This window comes from Colwellia demingiae (assembly GCF_007954275.1).
In the GTDB taxonomy this organism is placed as follows: Bacteria; Pseudomonadota; Gammaproteobacteria; order Enterobacterales; family Alteromonadaceae; genus Colwellia; species Colwellia demingiae.
On sequence record NZ_VOLT01000004.1, the window covers coordinates 192893 to 214295 of the forward strand.

At 37.8% G+C, this 21403-nt stretch carries 20 protein-coding genes and 1 riboswitch; of the genes, 8 read left to right on the forward strand and 12 right to left on the reverse strand.

Annotation, left to right across the window (positions count from 1 at the left end; all coding sequences use genetic code 11):
- Positions 1-111: 111 nt before the first annotated feature.
- The 3 genes from ESZ36_RS08960 to ESZ36_RS22645 form a co-directional block, all read right to left on the reverse strand.
- The gene (locus ESZ36_RS08960) at positions 112-1785 is read right to left on the reverse strand and encodes an FAD-binding protein (protein ID WP_146786557.1); all 1674 of its coding nucleotides are present in this window, start codon (positions 1783-1785) and stop codon (positions 112-114) included.
- A gap of 34 nt (positions 1786-1819) precedes the next feature.
- The gene (locus ESZ36_RS08965) at positions 1820-2644 is read right to left on the reverse strand and encodes a PEP-CTERM/exosortase system-associated acyltransferase (protein ID WP_146786560.1); all 825 of its coding nucleotides are present in this window, start codon (positions 2642-2644) and stop codon (positions 1820-1822) included.
- 119 nt (positions 2645-2763) lie between these two features.
- The gene (locus ESZ36_RS22645) at positions 2764-3177 is read right to left on the reverse strand and encodes an AMP-binding protein (RefSeq protein ID WP_211357776.1); all 414 of its coding nucleotides are present in this window, start codon (positions 3175-3177) and stop codon (positions 2764-2766) included.
- 390 nt (positions 3178-3567) lie between these two features.
- Here ESZ36_RS22645 and ESZ36_RS08975 point away from each other — a divergent pair, with 390 nt between their 5' ends.
- Positions 3568-4332, forward strand: a complete 765-nt coding sequence (locus tag ESZ36_RS08975) for a S1 family peptidase (protein ID WP_146786563.1) — start codon at positions 3568-3570, stop codon at positions 4330-4332.
- Between the two features lie 56 nt (positions 4333-4388).
- On the opposite strand, the gene ESZ36_RS08980 is transcribed toward ESZ36_RS08975, so the two are convergent.
- From ESZ36_RS08980 to gpmI, 3 genes are all read right to left on the reverse strand, one after another.
- The gene (locus tag ESZ36_RS08980; RefSeq protein WP_246129039.1) at positions 4389-5099 is read right to left on the reverse strand and encodes a divergent polysaccharide deacetylase family protein; all 711 of its coding nucleotides are present in this window, start codon (positions 5097-5099) and stop codon (positions 4389-4391) included.
- Between the two features lie 187 nt (positions 5100-5286).
- Positions 5287-6393: a murein hydrolase activator EnvC family protein gene (locus ESZ36_RS08985; protein ID WP_246129040.1), complete on the reverse strand. Its 1107-nt coding sequence runs from the start codon at positions 6391-6393 to the stop codon at positions 5287-5289.
- A 185-nt stretch (positions 6394-6578) separates the two neighbouring features.
- Positions 6579-8141, reverse strand: coding sequence for a 2,3-bisphosphoglycerate-independent phosphoglycerate mutase (gpmI, locus tag ESZ36_RS08990; RefSeq protein ID WP_146786571.1), 1563 nt, complete (start codon positions 8139-8141; stop codon positions 6579-6581).
- Positions 8142-8351: 210 nt separating this feature from the next.
- Here gpmI and ESZ36_RS08995 point away from each other — a divergent pair, with 210 nt between their 5' ends.
- From ESZ36_RS08995 to gpsA, 4 genes are read left to right on the forward strand one after another with little or no spacing between them, the layout of a single operon-like run.
- Positions 8352-8777, forward strand: coding sequence for a rhodanese-like domain-containing protein (locus ESZ36_RS08995; protein ID WP_146786574.1), 426 nt, complete (start codon positions 8352-8354; stop codon positions 8775-8777).
- A gap of 55 nt (positions 8778-8832) precedes the next feature.
- Entirely contained in the window at positions 8833-9093 is a 261-nt protein-coding gene (gene grxC / locus ESZ36_RS09000; protein ID WP_146786577.1) for a glutaredoxin 3, read from the forward strand.
- 38 nt (positions 9094-9131) lie between these two features.
- Positions 9132-9626: a protein-export chaperone SecB gene (secB, locus tag ESZ36_RS09005; RefSeq protein ID WP_146786580.1), complete on the forward strand. Its 495-nt coding sequence runs from the start codon at positions 9132-9134 to the stop codon at positions 9624-9626.
- Positions 9627-9674: 48 nt separating this feature from the next.
- The gene (gpsA, locus tag ESZ36_RS09010) at positions 9675-10679 is read left to right on the forward strand and encodes an NAD(P)H-dependent glycerol-3-phosphate dehydrogenase (RefSeq protein WP_146786583.1); all 1005 of its coding nucleotides are present in this window, start codon (positions 9675-9677) and stop codon (positions 10677-10679) included.
- Positions 10680-10787: 108 nt separating this feature from the next.
- On the opposite strand, the gene trmL is transcribed toward gpsA, so the two are convergent.
- A complete protein-coding gene (trmL, locus tag ESZ36_RS09015) occupies positions 10788-11252 on the reverse strand; it encodes a tRNA (uridine(34)/cytosine(34)/5-carboxymethylaminomethyluridine(34)-2'-O)-methyltransferase TrmL (protein WP_146786586.1) in 465 nt (154 codons plus the stop codon).
- A 592-nt stretch (positions 11253-11844) separates the two neighbouring features.
- On the opposite strand from trmL, the gene ESZ36_RS09025 reads away from it, so the two are divergent.
- Positions 11845-12750: a cation diffusion facilitator family transporter gene (locus tag ESZ36_RS09025; protein WP_146786589.1), complete on the forward strand. Its 906-nt coding sequence runs from the start codon at positions 11845-11847 to the stop codon at positions 12748-12750.
- 34 nt (positions 12751-12784) lie between these two features.
- Here the strand turns inward: ESZ36_RS09025 and ESZ36_RS09030 are convergent, their stop codons facing one another.
- The 5 genes from ESZ36_RS09030 to rsgA form a co-directional block, all read right to left on the reverse strand.
- Positions 12785-13789, reverse strand: a complete 1005-nt coding sequence (locus tag ESZ36_RS09030; protein ID WP_146786592.1) for an alpha/beta fold hydrolase — start codon at positions 13787-13789, stop codon at positions 12785-12787.
- Between the two features lie 96 nt (positions 13790-13885).
- A complete protein-coding gene (locus ESZ36_RS09035) occupies positions 13886-16003 on the reverse strand; it encodes a M56 family metallopeptidase (RefSeq protein WP_146786595.1) in 2118 nt (705 codons plus the stop codon).
- An 18-nt stretch (positions 16004-16021) separates the two neighbouring features.
- Positions 16022-16402 (reverse strand): BlaI/MecI/CopY family transcriptional regulator, encoded by a 381-nt coding sequence (locus ESZ36_RS09040; protein ID WP_146786598.1) that lies wholly within the window; start codon positions 16400-16402, stop codon positions 16022-16024.
- 146 nt (positions 16403-16548) lie between these two features.
- The gene (gene asd / locus ESZ36_RS09045; protein WP_146787346.1) at positions 16549-17388 is read right to left on the reverse strand and encodes an archaetidylserine decarboxylase; all 840 of its coding nucleotides are present in this window, start codon (positions 17386-17388) and stop codon (positions 16549-16551) included.
- 64 nt (positions 17389-17452) lie between these two features.
- Positions 17453-18511 (reverse strand): small ribosomal subunit biogenesis GTPase RsgA, encoded by a 1059-nt coding sequence (gene rsgA / locus ESZ36_RS09050; RefSeq protein ID WP_146786601.1) that lies wholly within the window; start codon positions 18509-18511, stop codon positions 17453-17455.
- 115 nt (positions 18512-18626) lie between these two features.
- Here rsgA and orn point away from each other — a divergent pair, with 115 nt between their 5' ends.
- Complete coding sequence (orn, locus tag ESZ36_RS09055; protein ID WP_146786604.1) at positions 18627-19172, forward strand: oligoribonuclease; 546 nt, start codon at positions 18627-18629, stop codon at positions 19170-19172.
- A gap of 82 nt (positions 19173-19254) precedes the next feature.
- Positions 19255-21042 carry a DUF885 domain-containing protein gene (locus ESZ36_RS09060; RefSeq protein ID WP_146786607.1) on the forward strand — a complete coding sequence of 596 codons (1788 nt, stop codon included), beginning with the start codon at positions 19255-19257 and terminating at the stop codon, positions 21040-21042.
- A 272-nt stretch (positions 21043-21314) separates the two neighbouring features.
- Positions 21315-21397: riboswitch (cyclic di-GMP riboswitch) on the reverse strand.
- Between the last annotated feature and the right edge of the window lie 6 nt (positions 21398-21403).

Genomic DNA, 21403 nt, shown 5'->3' on the forward strand with positions numbered 1-21403 from the left:
CAAAGTATTCACTTAAGTAAAATTACATTATAAAAAGCCCGATAAGCATTAGCTTATCGGGCTTTTTTAATTAAAATATATAAGGGTAATATTTACCGTTGATAAGAACAGCTAGTGAGGATTGTATCTTCCTTGGCTGAGAATATTATGTGGGTCTAAGCTGGCTTTAATTTTATTGACTGTTTGCCAAAAATCGCTGTCCTTGTCGAGTAACCACTGTTGTTGATCTATGTTAAGACGGTAGGGTACAAATCCTTTTTTTAGCCCTTCAGTTACTAGTGCTTTTAAGCAATTATGAGCGTCGATAACTGCCTGAGGATTACTTAAATCGAAAACGATAGGAATTGTACTGTCAACGCAGTCGTGCTTTAGATTAGTAAAGGTGATAAAAGGCTCAATATTATATTTTGGACAAGTTTCTCTAACAAACTCGACAAACTCTCGCATTTTCTTTGCTTTCATCGTTACTAATGGAGCATACCAAAGTAAACCGCAGCCATCTTTTCCAGGTGATAATTCATTTTTATCAAAACCTGCAGTCTCGGTATGACGCCAGTAAGCAAGTTTTAGAGCAACCTTATTCGGCTTGCCCAGCATAATCTCTTTACCCTTATTAAACGAATCAAGTTGCTCTACCGCCACGGATAAAGGTGGCACTTTATTAATCAATAACGAGGGGATGTATTTAATAACTTTATTCGCTACAACGATTATTAAGCTATTTGAATAGATTCGTTTACAAGGCAATTGTTTAAAAATACGATTAATTTCTTTTTTAACGGCTTTGACAACGCCGACACTGCCGTAAATACTACCCACAATGGTCCAATTAGGTGCTTGTAATTTTTTAGCTAGCCTTTCAACATCTTGATTTTCCATTACTTGATGGGCGTCATTACCATTGGGGTTCTTGGCAAACATTGATAATAAACGGCGTTGATCCATTAAGTTAATTGAGCCAACAATACCTTCATAGTCTTGTAATACTTGTCGTATTAAGGGAACCGCTTCTTCAAGTAAGGCATCATCTTCCATTTGGATAAAAAAGGAAGTGAAATCAGCTTTCTTCTTGGCTAATCGAATAGTCATTTGGCTCACTATGCCAAGGTTAGACTGGGTAAATAGTCCTTCCAAATAGGGACCAAGTCCCCATTTAAAGGTTTTATCGACAAGTTTATCATCACTGGCATCTAGTTCATTGACGGCTGACTGATAAGGTGTGCCATTGGCCCAATAACCCTGAATACTGTTAACGGCAGCAAAATGGTCTGTATAAGGTGTTATACCGTAACCACGTTCTAAGGCGTTGGCTAGTATGGAGCAGTCTGGTCCTGCGCCAGTGACAGGCACCATATAGTTATGATTGTTTAGCAGTAAATAATCACTTAGTTGTTGTTGAGTGACACCAGGCTCAATTGTTACCAAACCTAGTTCACTATCAAAGTGCTTTATATCGGTTAACTGACCTAAATCCAAAAGAATAATGTTTTTAGCTGTGCCAGCCGGTTGGCTAGTTCCATAACCCCAATTTTTCCCTGTGCTAATAGGATAAAGAGAAAAAGCGAGTTCCTCATCTGTCGCACAGTGGTTGGCCAAATCAAGTAGTGCCTTGATCTCATGGGATTGAGTTAGTGTGATAACGGCAAGTATACTTCTTTGTTTATTTTCAAAGCACGCTAATCCTTCGGTGCCAAGCATAAAGCGGGAAAGTTGCTGAGGATCAAATGATAAGCTCGAATCAGTTGTTAATACATTTTCAATGAGAGAAATAAGTTTCTGTGGCATAAGAGGTGCTTAGTGGCTTTTCGCTTTATTGTTGTTAGGCTAAATCTAATTGATTCAGTTGTGAGCAAATATCTTTTTCAATGGTACTAAAAAGACTTTTAAAACCAGGAGAGAGGTTTTTCATAAAAATTTCAGGGTTAATATAATAAGGAGCGCGTAAACCATGATAATCAACAGGGTCACCGAGTTGCTGGAAATTAATACCGATAAATTTCATGCTACGAGCAAGTCTTGGCTCCATCATCACATAAACATGACGAATGCCGGAATTCATGCCCATTGTGGCTGCCGCCATATATAAGCCGATGGCTATGAAGGGGAAGCAACGTAATTCGGTTTCTGAATAGGTAATTTCACTGATAACCCCAGTACCTGAGCCTTTATAGTTATCGGCCTTACGGCGACGAAAATCAGACCTCACGGCTAAGCGTGATATTTCTGCTATTTCATTGCGATTAAAGTGTTTGGGGCTAAGTTCTTCGTTAGTGATCGACCCCATACAATATTTCTCAATGGGAAGTAATTCATCAGGGCCACTTGAAGTGACTAAGCGTACACAGCTAGTGAATGTCCCTGACGGTTTATGTTTGATTAAAGAAAACATTGATTGGCGATCAAATTCATCCGTTTCTTGGCCATTGTCTCTAATCTCTTCAAAAGCAAGTTCTTCACAGTAAACATTATGACGAATTTTAAATGCTTCTTCTTTTAAGGTTTGGCTGACGGCAACACAAGGCTGTAAAAATTGCGTAAAATGATCCGATATACTATGCGCTTCTCTACTCGCCTTAGCTGAGACAATTTTTTTGGTGATATCACCAATAATGGGGGTGTCTAATAATCGTTTGTTCCAGTTCATTTTTATTCCATGGTGAAATTGTAAATAACTAGGCTAATTTCAGTATAGTCTTTAAGACAAGGTATCTGTAATTATGCGAAGATAATATTTAAATTAATAGTTCACTTACTTGTGGCTGACTAAGGAAATCCTTTGGGCTGGCTGTCGCACCATAGGCCCCCGATTGAAAGACAACAACATAATCGCCCAATGATATTAACTAGTTCTTGAACATCCCCCTTGAGTTTATTTCCAATAGCTACGGGATAGCTTTTTCGGATTACTTGACCAAAATTACCTAAGTGGTGGTGTAGGCCGCCATCACAAACTAAAGAGCTCGTACCACGATACACCTTTTTATCGACAACTTTACTAACATAAATACCAATGCGATCGCCGGGTGTAATGGCGAGTGAAGCATAACCTTGCGCTACCTTTGCTACTTTTTCATTAAGCTGAGCATAGCTTAGACTAATATTTTTAACTTGCAGCGCAATTGCTTCGGGAGAGCGTTGTACACTGTGGCTTATAAGCTCGTGAACAAAGGTAATCATTTATCATCCTGAAAATTAATATGAGGCAGTTCTTAGCAGCGCTATTATGACTGTGAAAGTATTATTTAGGCAAGTCCGAGATAGAATAAATGCTTATAATTTAATGAGCTATATCATGAGTTGTGATGTTAACCTTGATTTGAATAACTTCCATTACAGTTTTAACTCCAATTTTATACAGCTCAAACTTCTTTTTTGATCACTTTAAAATTAAGCTCTGAATATTTATCTATTTTCATTACAATAGTATCAAGCCAAAACTGCTTGATGATATATTCGTGAAAAATATTGTTTGCCAACTATAATATTAAAGCATTTTGTAGGAAGCATGGTTTAAGATAGTACTTGTCATCGATAACAACTATAGCTCACTTTACTTAGGAAAAATTTATGTCCATACATATTCCCTTACTGCTAGTTCTTGCGTCTTTATTTACACCATACGCTCAAGCCGATTTTGTTGACGTTGTTGCTAAAATCAAGCCGTCCGTCGTTGGTATCGGTATACATACACCGACGAGTCGACCACAAAATATCCTACGTGGCACAGGTTTTGTTATTGGTGATGGTCGTTACATTGTCACTAATGACCATGTATTGCCGACCTTATTAGACGAAAGTTTGTTACAGAAAATGGCTGTTTTTATTGGTTCTGGTAAAAATGCTAAGGTAAGAGAAGCTGAAATTGTTGCAACGTCAAGTTTATATGATCTAGCCATTTTAAAAGTCTCAGGGCCTGCCTTACCCGCGATGACTTTAGCGAGTTCAGATTTGTACGCAGATGGTAGTTTCATTGCTTTCACCGGTTTTCCCATTGGCGGTGTACTGGGTCTTTACCCCGTGACCCATCGAGGAATGATTGCCAGTATCACTCCTACCGTTGTTCCTGCTGCATCTGCGGGGCAAATTAATTTAAAAATGCTCAAACGTATGAGAAATCCTTATTTGGTTTATCAGCTTGATGCGACGGCCTATCCTGGAAACAGTGGCAGTGCTATGTATGATATGAAAACAGGGAGAGTAGTAGGCATAATTAATAAAGTCTTTGTACAAGCAACGAAAGAGGCGGTAATCAGTAACCCTAGTGGTATCACTTACGCAATACCTGTTAAATACCTGCATCAAGTCTTACGAGAAAATAATATCAAACTTTAAGTGATATTTTACACTGAATAATTTGGAGGTAGAGAGTTTGTTGTCCAAATCATAATTTACTCAGTTACTGTAGCGATAGTTACCTTATTGATCGTTGTTGGGTATAAACGTGATAATGGTACTAACTCAATACCGTGTAACTTTAAGGTAGGGATTAGCTTATTTAATGTTGCTACGGTTTCAGGATGAGGATGGGCGATAGCAATGGCGGTTTGGTGTTTTTGGGCGAAATGAATGAGTTGCTTAAATTGCTGACTAATATACTGTTCAGTTAATTCATTATCTAAAAATATATGCCTTGCTTTAACCGGTACGCCAAAATCGATAGCAGCTTGTTGTGCTTTTGAATGAGGACTGGTTTTACTGTCTAAAAAAAACAAATCATTCTGTTTTAAAAATGCCATAGTCCAAGCCATGGGTTGATATAATTGTGTGAGATAACTCCCCATATGATTATTAATACCAATCGCAAACGGAATTTCAGCGAAGGATTTAGTTAAGCTTCGACTGAATGCTCGTTCATTCATATTACTTGTTAGCGCACCAGGACCTAATTTCTTTCTATTTTCAGATTCCATTGGAATGTGAATCAGCACATCATGATTAGTGCTATTTGCTTGCATGGCAAGTGTTTTACCATAGGTGGTATGAGGTAGAAAAGCATAGGTTATTGCTCCAGGTAAAGTTAACGCATTTTTATCGGTATAACGATATCCCATATCATCAATGACGATAGCAACTTGGCTAGCTTGAGCAATGCTATGCACACTAAATAGCGTTAAATAAAGGATTATAAAAGAGCGTATAGAGATGATTTTTAAAAGAGAATTTAGCACAGGGTAATATTTGTCTTTTTAATTATTATAATAAGAAAGCGTAGCAGTTATTTAGTTAAAAATATAAAAAGTTAACGCAATGATGTTTATAGATCTTGTTTAATAGATGATTCAATAATTACCGACACCAAAGTTTAGGATTGAGCGCTTTACCTTGGTGGCGAATTTCAAAATAAAGACCTGATTGCCCTAAACCGCCACTTTGGCCAATTAACGCAATAGGCTCACCTGTTTCGACGCGATCACCGACTGATTTCAATAAGGTTTGGTTGTGGGCGTATAAACTCATATAACCATTACCATGATCAATCACCGTCAATAAGCCATAACCTTTAAGCCAATCTGAAAATAATACCTTACCATTATGAATGGTTTGTACTTGGCGGCTTATCGGGGCACTAATTAATACACCTTTCCATTTTAAGTAGCCTTGTTTTCGTGTGCCAAAACGATGCAATATACGGCCCTTAACAGGCCAAGATAACTTTCGTTTTAACTTACTTAAGCCGGTTAAATCAATTTCGGCTTGGATAAGTGCGGCTAGCTTATTTAATGCTTGGTTTAAATTATTTTCTTCTGCCTTAAGTTTATTCAATTGCTGTTGGCTGGAAAGTAACTTACGGCTCAATTTTTTTAGGGTTTTATTTCGCTGTGATTTACTACTTCGAAATTGGGTATCTTGCTGTAATTGTTCGTCTTTGAGCTGTTGTAATTGGTCAACTTGTGTTTGATGTTCAGTGCTTACTTGTAGGAGTTGTGCGATGGTCACTTGAAAATTATCAATCTCTTTAGTTCGTGCTTGATTTAAGTATTGATAGTAGCTGATGGTACGCTGGATTTTCTCACTTTGATCTTGGTTTAGTAACAATTTGAGGTAATCATGTTGACCGGTCGTGTAGGCAGCTCTAAGTTGTTGTGCGAGTAAAAGTTCTTGTCTTTGCTTGGCAATGGTTAGCTGTTTTTTCTTTATCGCTAAGGCAGAAATTTTTTCTTGAGTGGTTTCTAAATCAGTTTCTATTTTATTAATTGCTTTGGCTACTTTCGCAATCGCTAAGTCATCATTTTTTAACTGTTGCTCTAAACTACTACGTTGCTTGTTAGCATCAAAGATATTCGACTCTTGTTTGGCAATGGCCTTTTGAACATCACTGAGTTTTGCACGGTTCTGTTTTTGCGCACTTTCATTGCGGTTACTTTGTTCAGCTTGCAAGGGAAAAGCAAACATAAAACTTAGTATTAATATGATTGCGGTAGCTATATGTTGAAGGCGCTTATTTGCTAAATACGTGTGGATAAACAATCTCATAATTGGTGATGGAAATAAATCAAAGCCAATGTATCACTTAAACCCATGTCACCTCAAGAAGTGCATCTCTTGAGGTGACATAGTTATAGTTTATTCATTTATTATCACTTAATTAACTGCATTAGTACCGATCCAGTCATCTCTTCAGGTTGTTCCATACCCATTAAGTGTAATACGCTTGGCGAAATATCACTTAAGGTGCCTGAGGCGGCTGGCGAGGCATTTCTACCAACATAAATAAGGGGTACCGGTTCGCAGGTATGAGCAGTATGATCCTGCCCTGATACTGTATCTTGCATCTGTTCAGCATTGCCATGATCCGCAGTAATTAAACACTCACCACCGTTATCTTGCGCAGCTTTAACAACACGACCAACACAAGTATCTACCGCTTCACAGGCTTTTACTGCAGCATCAAAACTACCGGTATGGCCAACCATGTCGCCATTAGGGTAATTACAAACGATAAAGTCATATTTACCACTTTCAATAGCGCCAACGAGTTTATCGGTAAGTAGAGTGGAATTCATTTCAGGCTGTAAATCGTAGGTTGCGACATCAGGTGAGGGAACTAAAATACGCTCTTCGCCAGCAAACATGTCTTCTTTACCACCACTAAAGAAAAAGGTGACATGGGCATACTTTTCCGTTTCAGAAATGCGTAATTGAGTTTTATTATGTTTAGCTAACCATTCACCCATGACGTTATTGAGCGGTGTGGGAGAAAAAGCTGATGGAGCATCAATATCTGCAGCATACTGTGTCAGCATAACAAAATTGCTTATTGCGGGAATACGCTTTAGCTCAAAGCCATTAAAATTTTTGTCGGTAAAACAACGACTAATTTGACGCGCTCTATCTGCTCTAAAGTTCATAAAGATCATTGCATCACCATCATTTATCTCAATGGTTTTACCTGATGGAGTTACTATAGCGCTGGCACCAACAAACTCATCATTCTCATTACGTTCATAGGCCGAAGCAAGAGCATCCAACGCACTATTATATTGGTGTAAACCTTCACCATTGACCATCAAATTATAAGCAGCTTCAACACGTTCCCAGCGTTGATCTCTGTCCATGGCATAATATCGGCCAATAACTGAAGCGATTTGACCTTCACCAGTATCGGCTTCGGTAAATAACTCTGAAAATTTTTGCTGAGCTTTTTCTAAAGAAGCTTGTGCACTGCGTGGCGGTGTATCGCGACCATCTAAAAATGCATGTAAGTAAACTTTTTGAGCACCACGTTTTTTGGCTAGTTCCATCATGGCGAAGATATGTTCTTCGTGGCTATGGACGCCACCAGGAGAAAGTAAACCGAAAATGTGCACAGCATTATTGCTGGATGTAGCGGTATCTACTGCTTGGCAAAGTGTAGGGTTTTCAATAAAGTCACCATCACTTATCGCTTTAGTGATACGAGTGAAATCCTGATATACCACACGACCAGCACCTAAGTTCACATGACCTACTTCTGAGTTGCCCATCTGTCCTTCAGGTAAGCCAACGGCCATGCCTGAAGTATCAATAAGCATATTTGGGTACTTGGCTTTTAAATCATCTAATACTGGTGTGTTCGCTTGATGAATCGCGTTTGAGCTCGTTTCTTCTCTATATCCCCAACCATCTAGAATCATCAGTACCGTTGATTTCTTATTCGCCATTGTTTTACCCTTTAAATTTAGTATCTTATGTGATTTATATAGTTTATGAGCAAGTATTGTACACCCTCAGATTGCGTTATTCACTAAGGATTTATCATTGAAATGTTCCATAAAGGGTTACTAAGTATAAGCTGGCGGTATATGCTCGCAATTCTAAGTCATTTGCGTATAATGTGCCGATTCGAAATTTGATAAAATGGGCATTTATTTATGGAACAATTAATTACTTTTGCAAGCGATAATGGCATGCTGAGCGCGGTTTGGGTTGCCTTAGTGGTAATGATAATCGTCACGACAGTTAAAATGCAAATGTCACCGATTAAACAAATCAGTACTCAAGATCTAACTTTTTTGATGAACAAGGAAGAAGGCATTGCGCTTGATATCCGAAAGGAAAAGGAATTTAAAGCGGGACATATTCTTGATGCAATCAGCTTACCAAGTGAAAAAATTGATAAAAATGACTTTACTAGTCTTGAAAAATATAAAGACAAGCCCATCATAGTAGTATGTGCTGCAGGTATGAGTGCTGTGCAAATTGCTAATGATTTATATAAAGGTGGTTTCACTCGAGCTAGCGTACTTAAAGGTGGCATGAATAGCTGGACTAGTGCAGGTTTACCTGTAGCTAAATAGCATGTTTACTGCAATTTTCGCTATCCGTTAAGATAGAAAATAAAGAGTGATTAAAATGGCAAAAGTTGAAATATATACCAAAGAATATTGTCCTTATTGTACTCATGCTGTTGCCTTAATAAAAAGTAAGCAGACAGAATATAATGAAATTAAGATTGATGGTGATATGGAGATGCGTAGCACCATGATTGAACGTAGTAATGGTGGCTATACAGTGCCACAAATATTTATTAATGATGTTCATATTGGCGGTTGCGATCAATTAGTCGCCTTAGAAAGAAACACTCAATTAGACGCGCTATTAGACGCAAAATAATAAATTCAATTATAAAAAATATAATAAAGGAGCCACTCATGGCTGAAGAAAATCAAGTAGAGAACACTGAAGCAGCACAATCTCCAGAATTCGCAATTCAACGTATTTACACTAAAGATGTTTCTTTTGAAACGCCTAATTCTCCAGCCGTATTTCAATTAGATTGGAAACCAGAAATCCAATTAGATCTTGATACACGTTCAACTAAGCTAGCTGAAAACACTTATGAAGTTGTTTTATCGGTAACAGTTACTGCTACAGTAGAAGATAAAACTGCCTTTTTAGCTGAAGTACAGCAAGCGGGTATTTTTACTATTGGCAACTTACCTGAAGCACAATTAGCACATACAATTGGCGCTTTCTGTCCAACGACATTGTTCCCGTATGCTCGTGAAACGGTAGCAAGTTTAGTTAACCGTGGTTCTTTCCCTCAATTTAACTTAACACCGGTTAACTTTGAAGGCTTATACGCTTCATATGTACAACAACGTGCAACACAAGACAACGTGGCACAAAGTAGCGAAACACACTAGTTAGTAGCAATCTTCAAAAGTAACATTAGCTTATAAATAGGGTTCTATATGTCTTTAGCTGCAAAAATTACAGTGTTAGGTGCAGGGTCTTATGGCACCGCTCTAGCAATTTGTTTAGCCAGAAATGGTCATAAAACCTTGTTATGGGGACGTGATGTAAATCATGTTGCTGCAATGGAGCAAGATAGAGAAAATAATAAGTATCTTGCTGATTGCCCGTTTCCTGAAAATTTGGTTCTAGAGGCTGATTTAGCAAAAGCAGTGCAAGCGAGTGATAATCTCTTAGTGGTAGTGCCAAGCCATGCTTTTGCAGATATGCTAAAGCAAATTAAACCAATGTTAACAGACAATGCTAAAATTGCTTGGGCGACTAAAGGGCTAGATCCACAAACCGGTGATTTATTGCAAAACGCTGCAAGAACAGTACTCGGTGATAGTGTGTCTTTAGCTGTTTTATCAGGTCCAACGTTTGCTAAAGAAATGGCCTCAGGATTACCAACGGCTATTTCGTTATCTTCTGAGGATGATGAGTTTGTTGCTGAATTATCTGATTTACTGCATTGTGAAAAACGTTTTCGAGTTTACTCTAACAAAGATTTTATTGGCGTGCAGCTCGGCGGAGCGGTTAAAAATGTTATCGCTATTGCCGCAGGTATAGCTGATGGTATTGGTTTTGTCGCAAATGCACGTACAGCGTTAATTACTCGTGGATTGGCTGAAATGACCCGTTTAGGTTTAGCGTTAAACGCTGAGCCAGCTACTTTTATGGGCATGGCAGGTTTAGGTGATTTGGTACTGACTTGTACGGATAATCAATCGCGTAATCGTCGATTTGGTTTAGCGTTAGGTCAGGGCAAAGAAGTTGAACAAGCTATCACTGATATCGGTCAAGTCGTTGAAGGTTACCGAAATACTAAAGAAGTTTATATGCTTGCCCAGCGACATGATGTTGAAATGCCTATTGTTGAACAAGTATATCAGGTACTTTATTGCGGAAAAGATGCAAAGTTAGCAGCGGCTGATTTACTTTCGCGTGATAAGAAGTTCGAGTAACCTCATCACATTGAAAAGAAATATTTTAAAGAAAGATTGAAAAGAATAACTGTAAATTTGGTAATAGTTTAATTTACAGTTATTTTATAATAATCATATAAGGTTTCATTATACTGCGTTAGGGAAACCTAGCTGGCGCCATGCATCGTAAACGATTACTGCTGTGGCGTTTGACAAATTCATGCTTCGACTTTCTTTTAGCATTGGAATTCTAAGTTTATTCTCATCAGGAATTTGTGAACGAACTTCCTCTGGTAACCCGGCTGTTTCTGAACCAAATAATAAATAATCGCCGGCTGCAAAGCTGATGTCACCATAAAAATTATTAGTTTTAGTGGTAATCGCTAGCACACGTTTTGGCTGCTCTTTTTCAATGAAAGCATTGAAGTTTGCATGGCGCTGTATAGCGGCAAATTCATGATAGTCTAAACCGGCACGACGTAATTTTTTATCATCTAAATCAAATCCTAATGGTTCTATTAAGTGCAAGCGAAAGCCTGAATTTGCACATAAGCGAATTATATTACCGGTATTTGGTGGAATTTGGGGTTGAAAAAGAACAACATCTAGCATAACAATCATCATGTAATAAAATTTTTGTTATTATAACGAACCTGAACTCTGCTTAATATATATTTATTTATACCCGAACTACATGAAGATGCAGATTTCAGCTGGAATTAGAAACGCTTTTAGGCAAGGCATTGATTGAAGAGAAAGGTTATTCAGGAGAATATGCTCCTGCATTCTCTAATAAGCTGCATCCATGCAGCGTCCTTGTCAAAATCAATAATGTAGCTTAAAGCGTTTTTAAACCAGTCCTGCGGGGACGTCTGAGAAAATGATGTTATTCGTTGCTTCCTTTTTTAAGGGAATGGCCATTAATAAAAGGAAGCGTCTTGATCATGAATCGCTCAGGCATCCTGAAACATGTATCTTCAAGTAGCTTGGGTATCGCAGCTGTGTTAACTAACTGTATTGTTAAAGTTACTTACAGCTGCTCAGGTATTGATATGTAAATTTACTCTGAACTAATAAAAAATATTAAGCTAGCGTTATTACAATGGCTTAGATGTTATAATTCAACATCTTAACTATCTCTTCAGTAGAGTTCAGGTTAACGAATAATAACTTTCATGTTTAAATTTTTCTCCAAGGATTAGCTATGGCTACAAAAAGCTCAACAGACGATTATGCATTTTGGGTGCGACTAGCGGCAATGTTTTCTACTTCTATCGCTTTCATCTTAGTGGTGATTAAACTGTATGCTTGGTTAGTGACTGACTCTAGCGCCATGCTCGCTTCCACCACTGATTCTATTTTAGATTTATTTGCTTCGATAATGAGTATTGTTATCTTGCGCTTTGCTTTAGCTCCTGCAGATAAAGAGCACAGTTTTGGTCACGGTAAAGCTGAAAGTTTAGCTGGGTTGGTACAAGCTTCTTTCGTGCTTGGCTCTGCCATACTATTGATTTTTAGTGGTGTATCTCGCCTTCTTAATCCACAAGTGATAGTTCATAGTGAAGTCGCTATTTGGGTCACAATTATCTCTATTGTGTTAACTCTTATTTTAGTTGTTTTTCAGCGTTACGTAATAAAGCGTACTGGCTCTATTATTATCAGTGGTGATGCATTGCATTACCAATCTGATTTATTTCTAAATTTAGGGGTTTTAGCGGCAATTATATTGAGTCAGGGGATATGGTTACAAGCTGATGGTGCTTTCACTATACTGGTCGCTCTTTATCTAGTATTTGGTGCTGGCCAAATTATGATTCAAAGTGTTTCTCAGTTAATGGATAGCGAATTAAGTGATGAAGAATTGGCGAAAATAAAAACGATTGTTTTGCAACATAAACAAGCAATGGGCATTCACGAACTTCGCACTAGACAGTCGGGCGTGCAGAAATTTATACAGTTTCATTTGGAGTTGAGTGACAACTTATCTTTATTAGAAGCACATAGTATAGGCGATGAAATTGAGGCGGAAATTTGCCAAGTGTTAGCTCCTTGCGAAGTTTTTATTCATCAGGATCCTAGCTCTGTAGTGCAAAGTGAGCAGTCAAAATAGGCTATTACCTGTTAATTTACATCACCTTAAAGCGTTAAATATGTTGTTCAAACCAAGCAAGGCTTTGTGTTATTGCTCTATTTCTAAGATCATCGGTCTCAAAAAATAGCTCATGGAAAGCATTATCAATACTACTGGGGAAGCCATTTGGACATGATTGTGGTTGTAATGTATGTAGCTGTTGGCAAAAATCATTTTGTGCTTGTTGGCAAACGATAGTATCACCGCTAGCTTGAAGCAACAATATAGGCGTTTTAAGCTGAACAATCTTAGCGAACAGCTCTTTTTGAGCAGCGATACTTTGTGCTAACCAGTGAGTAGTAACACCACCAAGCTGGATGATTTTATTCTTTTTATACAAATCAACAAAGTATTGATAGCGCTGTAATGAATGAGTTAATTTGTTATCAGAAAAACTGACAGGGGAGTAGTCTTTTTGCCCTAAAAAATACCATGGAGTATTGCTGATAATATTATTGAATTTCAGCTTAATGGCGACCAGTACTTTAGCTATGCTCGTTGGTAAAAAACCAGAATAAAAACCTAACATAGGTGAAGATATCACCGCCGCTTTAATGGCGTCGGGGCAGTCTTGCATAAATCGGGTGGCAATGGTCCCACCCATTGAGTGCGCTATGAGGTATGGTTTTTCTGAAGATTTTGGAGTCACGATATTTTCAATGAAAGACTGTAAGTCATCTACATAGTCTTGAAACTTTGTAACATAGCCTTTGTTTAAGTTTAGCAGCATTCGTCCTGAAAGCCCCTGACCTCGATGATCTATGATAAAAATATTATACCCTTGCTGGTATAAATCAAATGATAGTTCTTGGTATTTTAAGTAGCTTTCACAGCGCCCCGGCACAATGACTATCGTAGAAGATTCTGCCTGCTGTTGCATAAACTGCGCATAGTGAATATTTACTCTATCAATCCCCAAAAATGAGTCAAATAGGCCTGTTTTCCAAAATGAGGTAATCTCATTCGGTAGGTTATATTCGATGTTATTTTCTGAATTAAACGAGTGGTATTTACTCAAAAATATCCCTTTGTATGCTTATGGTTAGTTGTAGTTATATATAAATAGACAGTTAAGATGAGACGAGTTGGAGCGTTATTTTATTCGTTATGACTACTAGGCATGCAAGCTAAAAGAGAATATCTTTGTCATCTTACTTTCAACCTTTCGGTTGTTTATTGTAGCAGGGCTAAATCGCCATTTACGAATAGCTGAGCGAATAGCTGATTTGAAATAAATAAGCTTACTTTGTTGGGCGAAACTAATATCTTTTACTTTACCATTACGATCTATAATGAAATTTACTTTTACTTCCATCTCAAGACCACGGCGTTTTGCAAGGCTTGGATATACTGGATTAATAGAGTTAAGTAATTTTGCTTCAAATGAGGTTGGTATTTGTGTTACTTCTTGCTTTGACTGCTCTATTTTGGTTGTCTTTACTGTGAGGCTTTTCTCAGTTTTAACTGTGTTTGAAGCTTTATATAATTCACTTTGTTCGGCTAATTTGTTAACTTCTTGGTTGTAAGCAAGTTTGCGATATGAGTCTTTTTTACTACTCAACGCTTTATCGTTTACGAGGGATAATTGCTTATTACTTTCTTGAGACGAATTAGCTGTAGTTGCTTGAGTATCGAACTTGTTTGCTAGTATCAATGGTAATGCTAATTGACCTTGTGGTTTTGTGATAGCTAACTGCTGCATATGAGTTGTTGATGGTAAGCTACCTTCTGCTATATGCTGCTCGGATGTTGCTGAAGTCAGTTGAGTTATTGCTCTGCTATCACTCTGAACTTGCATCCCTTCACCAGTTAGTACTTCGTTATCATCCTCAATTATCTGATTTTTACTCTTTATTGTGGCAAGTTGAATATGCTGAGCCGTTTCTTCTGTTTTGATAATGTCTTGATAATTACTGATAGCCAAAGGTTCAACAATAGCAGTTGTTAGCTCAGATTCGTTTTTAACTCGCAAGGTAATAGCATTCTGATTTTTCTCTAACTCTACAACAGAAGCTTGAGGAAATGTCTCTTCGCGGCGGAGTAGTTGCTGAGCAATCGAATCACTGTTTAGTCTTGTGGCCTGATTGCCTATGTTGCCTTTATTAAAATTCATTGCAGCAATCGCTGTGCTAGCAATATTACTGTTAATATTGTTTTGTTCTTGCCATGGGAATTTGTTGTTTAGTTGTTGAGCAAAAGGCATGGTTAATAATTGATTCATGCTCAATAATGCAAGTGCTAAAAGTAGGCTTACTGCCGCTAACCATTTGCTTGTATTATTTGTTGGGGCACAATGATGGTCAACAAGGCGAAGCACTCGCTCTTTTAAATCACCACCAGATGCTGCCATTGCCATGGTCGGAATAGTATGGAAGTGATTTTTAGCACATAAAGAGGCGGTATCAGTTAGGGTGTGTGCGTAAGCTATGGCATCACCGCAGTGTTGAACAGCAATATCATCACTACAATATTCACGTTCATTACGCATTTGCTTGCCAATCCAATGCACACTTGGGTGGAAGAAAAAGAGTAGTTCGATGAGTGTTTGTAAAAAATTAACTAAATAATCATGACGACGAATATGCGCAAGTTCGTGCAAAATAAGCATTTCAAGTTGAGCCGCATTTAGGCCGGTTACCATAGTAGCGGGTAGCAATACCACAGGTTTTAGCCATCCTATTGCCATAGGTACTTCAGCTTTTAATGAAATAAGTAATCTTGGTGTTTTAGTTAACTTTATTTGTTTAGCCAATTCATCAAAGCGGGCAGATAAAGCCAAAGAGGGAGAAATGCTCGAATGCATAGGTAATTTATTTACATTACGAATTTCAATGAGTAGCTTACTGGAAAGAATAGCAATGGTAGCCAGCCATAATAATGATAGATAAGGTAATGAATAGGCTAAAATTGAGGGCAATAATTCCTGATAAGATAATAGGGCATTTTGTTGGGTTAACTCATTTACTAAACTAGTCAAGGGAATGGGACTGAGATAACTATTTATGCCTGAGCTTGTGTCAGGGTAAACCATGGTAAAGGTCAGCACGGCAAGTATTGCATTTGAGAACATTGCAAACGTAGCTAGTGTGTAACGCAGTTTTGATTTGTTTTTACCAATTATATATAACAGGGACTTTAAGATAAACGCCACCAGTAAACCTTGCCATAAAAAATGCACTAAGGTTAGCGATAAGCTATATAAAAAAGGGCTGCTAAATAATTGTTCAAACATAGTTAAAGTGTAGAGTTCCTACTTTTCTAAAGAGTTTAGTAACTGACGAATATCATTAATCTCTTGCTCGCTAGTTGAATCGTCAATAGCACGCATTACTAATTTTGAGGTAGAGCCGCCAAAAGCTTTACTAATTAAGTCTTTGATAAGTGATGATTGTGTTTGTGTTTGGCTATTGGCAGGAGCATAGACATGAGCACGATTACTTTCATCACGGATGACCAGTGATTTCTCATGCATTATTTGAAGTATTTTTAATACTGTAGTGTAGCCAGTCTTTTGCGTTATGCTCACTACATCATGAACTTGTCTTACGGTTGCAGGGCCCATTTTCCAAAGCACATTAAGTAAAGTTAACTCAGCCTGTGTAGGTTTTACTGTGGAATTTTCTTGTGCCATGTACTTGTCCCTTATTTAATTGTTTTAGTTATACTTTTATTGAATATAAGTTTTAGAAGAGATACGAATTTGATCGTATTTCCTCTAAGCTTATATTGAGTACACTAAATGAGCAACAGTTTTGTTCGTTGACCGTTTTTTGGTAACTATTTTTCGCTCTTATCTAGTGCCGCGTAAATTTCACCAAGACGAGTGACAGTACCTGGGCCAGCATCAGTTGCAAATTCACTAATCATGTTAGGTGCGAAGGTACTAACAACAGTCGAGCCTAGTTTAAAGCGCCCCATCTCATCACCTTTCTCAAAAGTAATCGCATCAGCTCCATCTTTAGGATATTGCCATCTAAAGATATCTTTTCCAGCAGGAGGAGTAATAGTGCCACCCCAAGTTGTTTCTATACTGGCAACAATAGTTGCACCGACTAATACCATGGCGAGTTCACCCATTTCAGTATCAAAGATGGCAACTACGCGTTCATTTCGAGCAAAAAGATCGGGCACGTTTTGAGCTGTAAGAGGGTTAACTGAAAACAACTCGCCAGGAACATAAATCATTTCACGTAACGTTGCTGCCATTGGCATATGTATACGGTGATAATCTTTTGGTGCCAAGTAGATACAAGAGAATTTTCCGCCTTGAAAAGGCGCTGCTGTTTTTTCGTCACCACCGAGCAAGGAGGTGACGCTATAGTTGAATCCTTTTGCTTGAATAAGTTGCCCATCAATAATATCTCCTTGTTGACTGATTGCACCATCAACCGGATAACAGATTGTATTCTCATCATTATCAATAGTTCGAGCACCCTCTTCTAATTCACGGGTGAAAAAATTATTGAAGGTATCAAAGTCACTGGCCTTTTTAAGCTTAGCTTCATTCATATTAATGCCGTAAGCCTTAATAAACATACTGATCAGCTTAGTGGTTAACCAACCCATTTTTGCAGCGGCTAACTTGCCAACTAAACGTGAAATAGCGTGTTTAGGCATAATGTACTGCAAGGTGATTTTAATTTTATCGCTAAGACTATTTTTTGAAGACACTCATTTTTCCTTAATTATTAAAGCGTGAGGTTAATTTATTATCGTTTAGGCTGGATAATATACGTTGAAAGCTTGCTAAGCGAGCTGGATTGATTTGTTCATTTTTTCCTGCAGCGATTAGAGCACAACCAGGATCTGTTTGATGTTTACAATCTCTAAATTTACATAAGCCAAGGAACTCTGAGAACTCAATAAAACCATGACAAACTTGTTCTGGCGTTAGATGCCATAAACCAAATTCACGAATACCCGGTGAGTCAATTAAATCCCCGCCTTCATTAAAGTGGTATAAGCGTGCCACTGTAGTGGTATGTTGCCCTAAACCTGAGTTATCCGAGACTTCTTTTGTTAATATTCCTAAATCTGGCATAAGAGCATTAACTAACGTTGACTTCCCAACACCAGATTGACCAACAAAAATACTGGTATGTTGGGCAAGCTGCATTTTGAGTTCACTTATGCCATCGCGAGACTTACTACTCGCGTAAAGCACTTGATAACCAACATCTTGATAAATTTTCAACTGTTTGGCTATATTCTCTTGTTCGTCAGAGCTAATAGTATCTAACAAGTCAGTTTTATTCAGTACAATAACAGGGGTAATACCCGTTTGCTCTGCAGCCACTAAGTAGCGGTCAATAATATCGCTATTAAAAACAGGTAACACTGAAGAGACAATGAGAATTTGACTGATATTTGCCGCGATTGGCTTAAGACCATCATAAACATCTGGACGACTTAGCACAGAATCACGGTCATGTACTGCCTCTATTATACCTGTGATGCTGTGTTGGGTTTCTCTGCCGAGACGCCATAACACTTTATCACCGCAGACAAGTGAGGCAATGGAGCGGCGTAAATTACAACGAAATATTTCACCAAGATCGTTTTCGACATCTGCATGTTGGCCAAATCGACTAATAATAACGCCTTGTTGAGGAGCGCCTAAGTCGTCATCATCCCATTGCACTTTATCTTTACTCTTAGTGTTTTTCCCTTGCAATTTTTTATCATGATTGGCTTTAATGCGCCTTTGCTGACCTTTGGTCAGTTTTTTTACTTTAGACAAGTGACTTATTCATAAGATTTAATTTGATCCAACATTTAATTTGACCCGACTTGGTTCTGGCGTATTATACTAACAATTATACACCAATGTTTGTGCATTTTTTTAAGGAAAGTTTATGGCGGATAATGACAATAATTTAATTTGGCTTGATTTAGAAATGACAGGACTCGAGCCTGTAGAAGATGTTATTTTAGAGATCGCTATCATTATCACCGATAGTCATTTAAATATCTTAGCGCAAGGGCCAATATTTGCCATTAATCAAAGTGATGATGTGTTAGATAATATGAATCAGTGGTGCATCGAGCATCATGGAAAATCAGGATTAACCCAGCGTTGCCGCGATAGTGACGTGAGCTTGGCTCATGCAACTGAAAAGAGCTTAGCTTTTGTTCAAGAGTGGGTACCTCAAGGTAAGTCACCTATGTGTGGTAATAGTATCGGTCAGGATAGACGCTTTATTAATAAATACATGCCTGATTTTGAAGATCACTTTCATTACCGAAACTTAGATGTCAGTACTATAAAAGAGCTTGCTAGACGTTGGAAACCAGAAGTATTAGAGTCTGTTGTTAAAACGGGTGCTCACTTGGCCCTAGATGACATCAAAGAATCCATCGCTGAGCTAAAAGTATATAAAGAGCTTTTCTTCAAGTTATAGCTTTATTATTAAAACTATATTTAAGGCATGATAATAAATACATCGCTATTATCGTGCTCCTTCCTATTTTTGAGTGATTTTAATGAAAAATGTAGCCACTTACCTAGTGCTTATGCTGATCAATATCTGCCTGATAAATTACAGTTATGCTGCCAACTCAACAGAAAACACCTTTAGTTCAGATCAACAACTAGCAAATATTATCCAAGCTCATGAAGCTTTCTATCTAAAATCAAGCCCGTTTAATCAGCCGGAGGTTATAGGTAATAACGCTAAGTTACCTGATTTGTCAGCTGATTTTTTGCTAGCGCAATATCAACAAGGTTTGGCTATTTATCAGCAGTTAATCGCATTAAATAATGAAAAGCTAACACAAGAAAATCAAATAAACCTCTCTGTACTCACCTATAGTCTTAAAAACCAGCTAGATAGTTACACTAATAAAGAACATTACATGCCGCTCACGGCAGAGTCGGGCTTTCATGTATGGATATCAAATATTTCTAAGCAAGTCGACTTTAAAACCTTTACTGATTATCAAGATTATTTAACGCGTTTATCTTTACTTCCAGCGTACTTTGCTCAACAAACTTATTGGATGAAGAAAGGGCTGGAGAATGGTATTAGCCAACCGAAAATCGTACTTATGGGATTTGAACAATCTATTGCGGCTTACATAAAAGAAGATGTCACTGAAAGTTCGTATTATCAACCATTTAGTAAAATGTCTGCTTTTATTACTCCGAGCCAGAAAAAAGACTTACAGCGACAAGCTAAGCAAGTATTAAGTACTAAAGTGATGCCTGCATATACGGCTTATTATGATTTTATGGTTAATGAATATCAGCCAAATGCTCGTGATAATATTGCTGCTAGTTCGCTACCTAACGGTAAGGAATACTATCAAAATAGATTAGTGCATTATACCACGCTACCTATGACGGCAACGGAAGTCCATCAGCAGGGGCTAGCAGAAGTAAAGCGTATCAGGGCTGAGATGGACGCTATTATTGAACAAGTAGATTTTGATGGCAATTTCAGTGACTTTGTCCAATTCTTACGTACGGATCCTCAATTCTATGCAACCACACCAACTGAGTTGTTAAAAGAAGCTTCTTTTATTGCTAAAAAAATGGATGCTAAATTACCTCCGTTATTTAAAACATTACCAAGAACACCCTATGGTGTTATGGCAGTACCTGCGAATATAGCACCTAAATACACAACGGGACGATATGCCGGTTCATCACGAGCTGATCAACCAGGAAATTATTGGGTCAATACTTATAGGTTAGACCGTCGTCCACTTTATGTTTTAACAGCACTAACTTTACATGAGGCCGTACCGGGACATCACTTACAAATATCATTAGCAAAAGAAATGAAGGATGTAGCGAAATTTAGAAACAGAACCTACATTTCTGCTTTTGGTGAAGGTTGGGGATTATATTCTGAATATTTAGGAATAGAGGCTGGTATGTATGAAGATCCTTACCATAACTTTGGTCGCTTGACCTATGAGATGTGGCGTGCCTGTCGTTTAGTTGTGGATACTGGAATGCATACTAAAGGATGGAGTCGAGAACAAGCAATGGACTTTTTAGCCAGTAATACGGCATTGTCACTGCATAATGTAAAAACGGAAATAGATCGATATATCTCATGGCCAGGGCAGGCTTTATCTTACAAAATAGGTGAATTAACGATTAAGCGTTTACGAAAAGAGGCGGAACAAACATTGGGTGAAGATTTTGATTTACGAGATTTCCATGATCAAATATTGAAGCATGGTTCAATGCCATTATCTATGTTAGATAAAGTAATAACGCATTATATTAAAGACAAAGATATTAAAGATAAAAATAGTTGAGAAAATACATCACAAAATAAGCAATCTAAACATTAACGGACGTTTATTTATAGAAGAGCCTGATGCAGAGAACTTTGTGTTAGGCTCATATTTTCAAGTGTAGACGTACTAACACTAATTTTAATAGTGATTTTCTAAGAATTGTTTAATATTTTAACAGTAACGAAAAGATGGGTATGAGTTAAGAAATATAGAGGAAGAGGCCACGCAAAGAAAACGGAAGAAACAGATAGTGAACTATCGAATTAAGATAAGCCCCCACTATATCTAAAATTTGCAGTCCCGCTATCATAGGTTTCCCATTAGACCGGTAACTTTGCGTCTCTAACTTTCATTAGATTTGCCCTTATCAAGCTTGGTA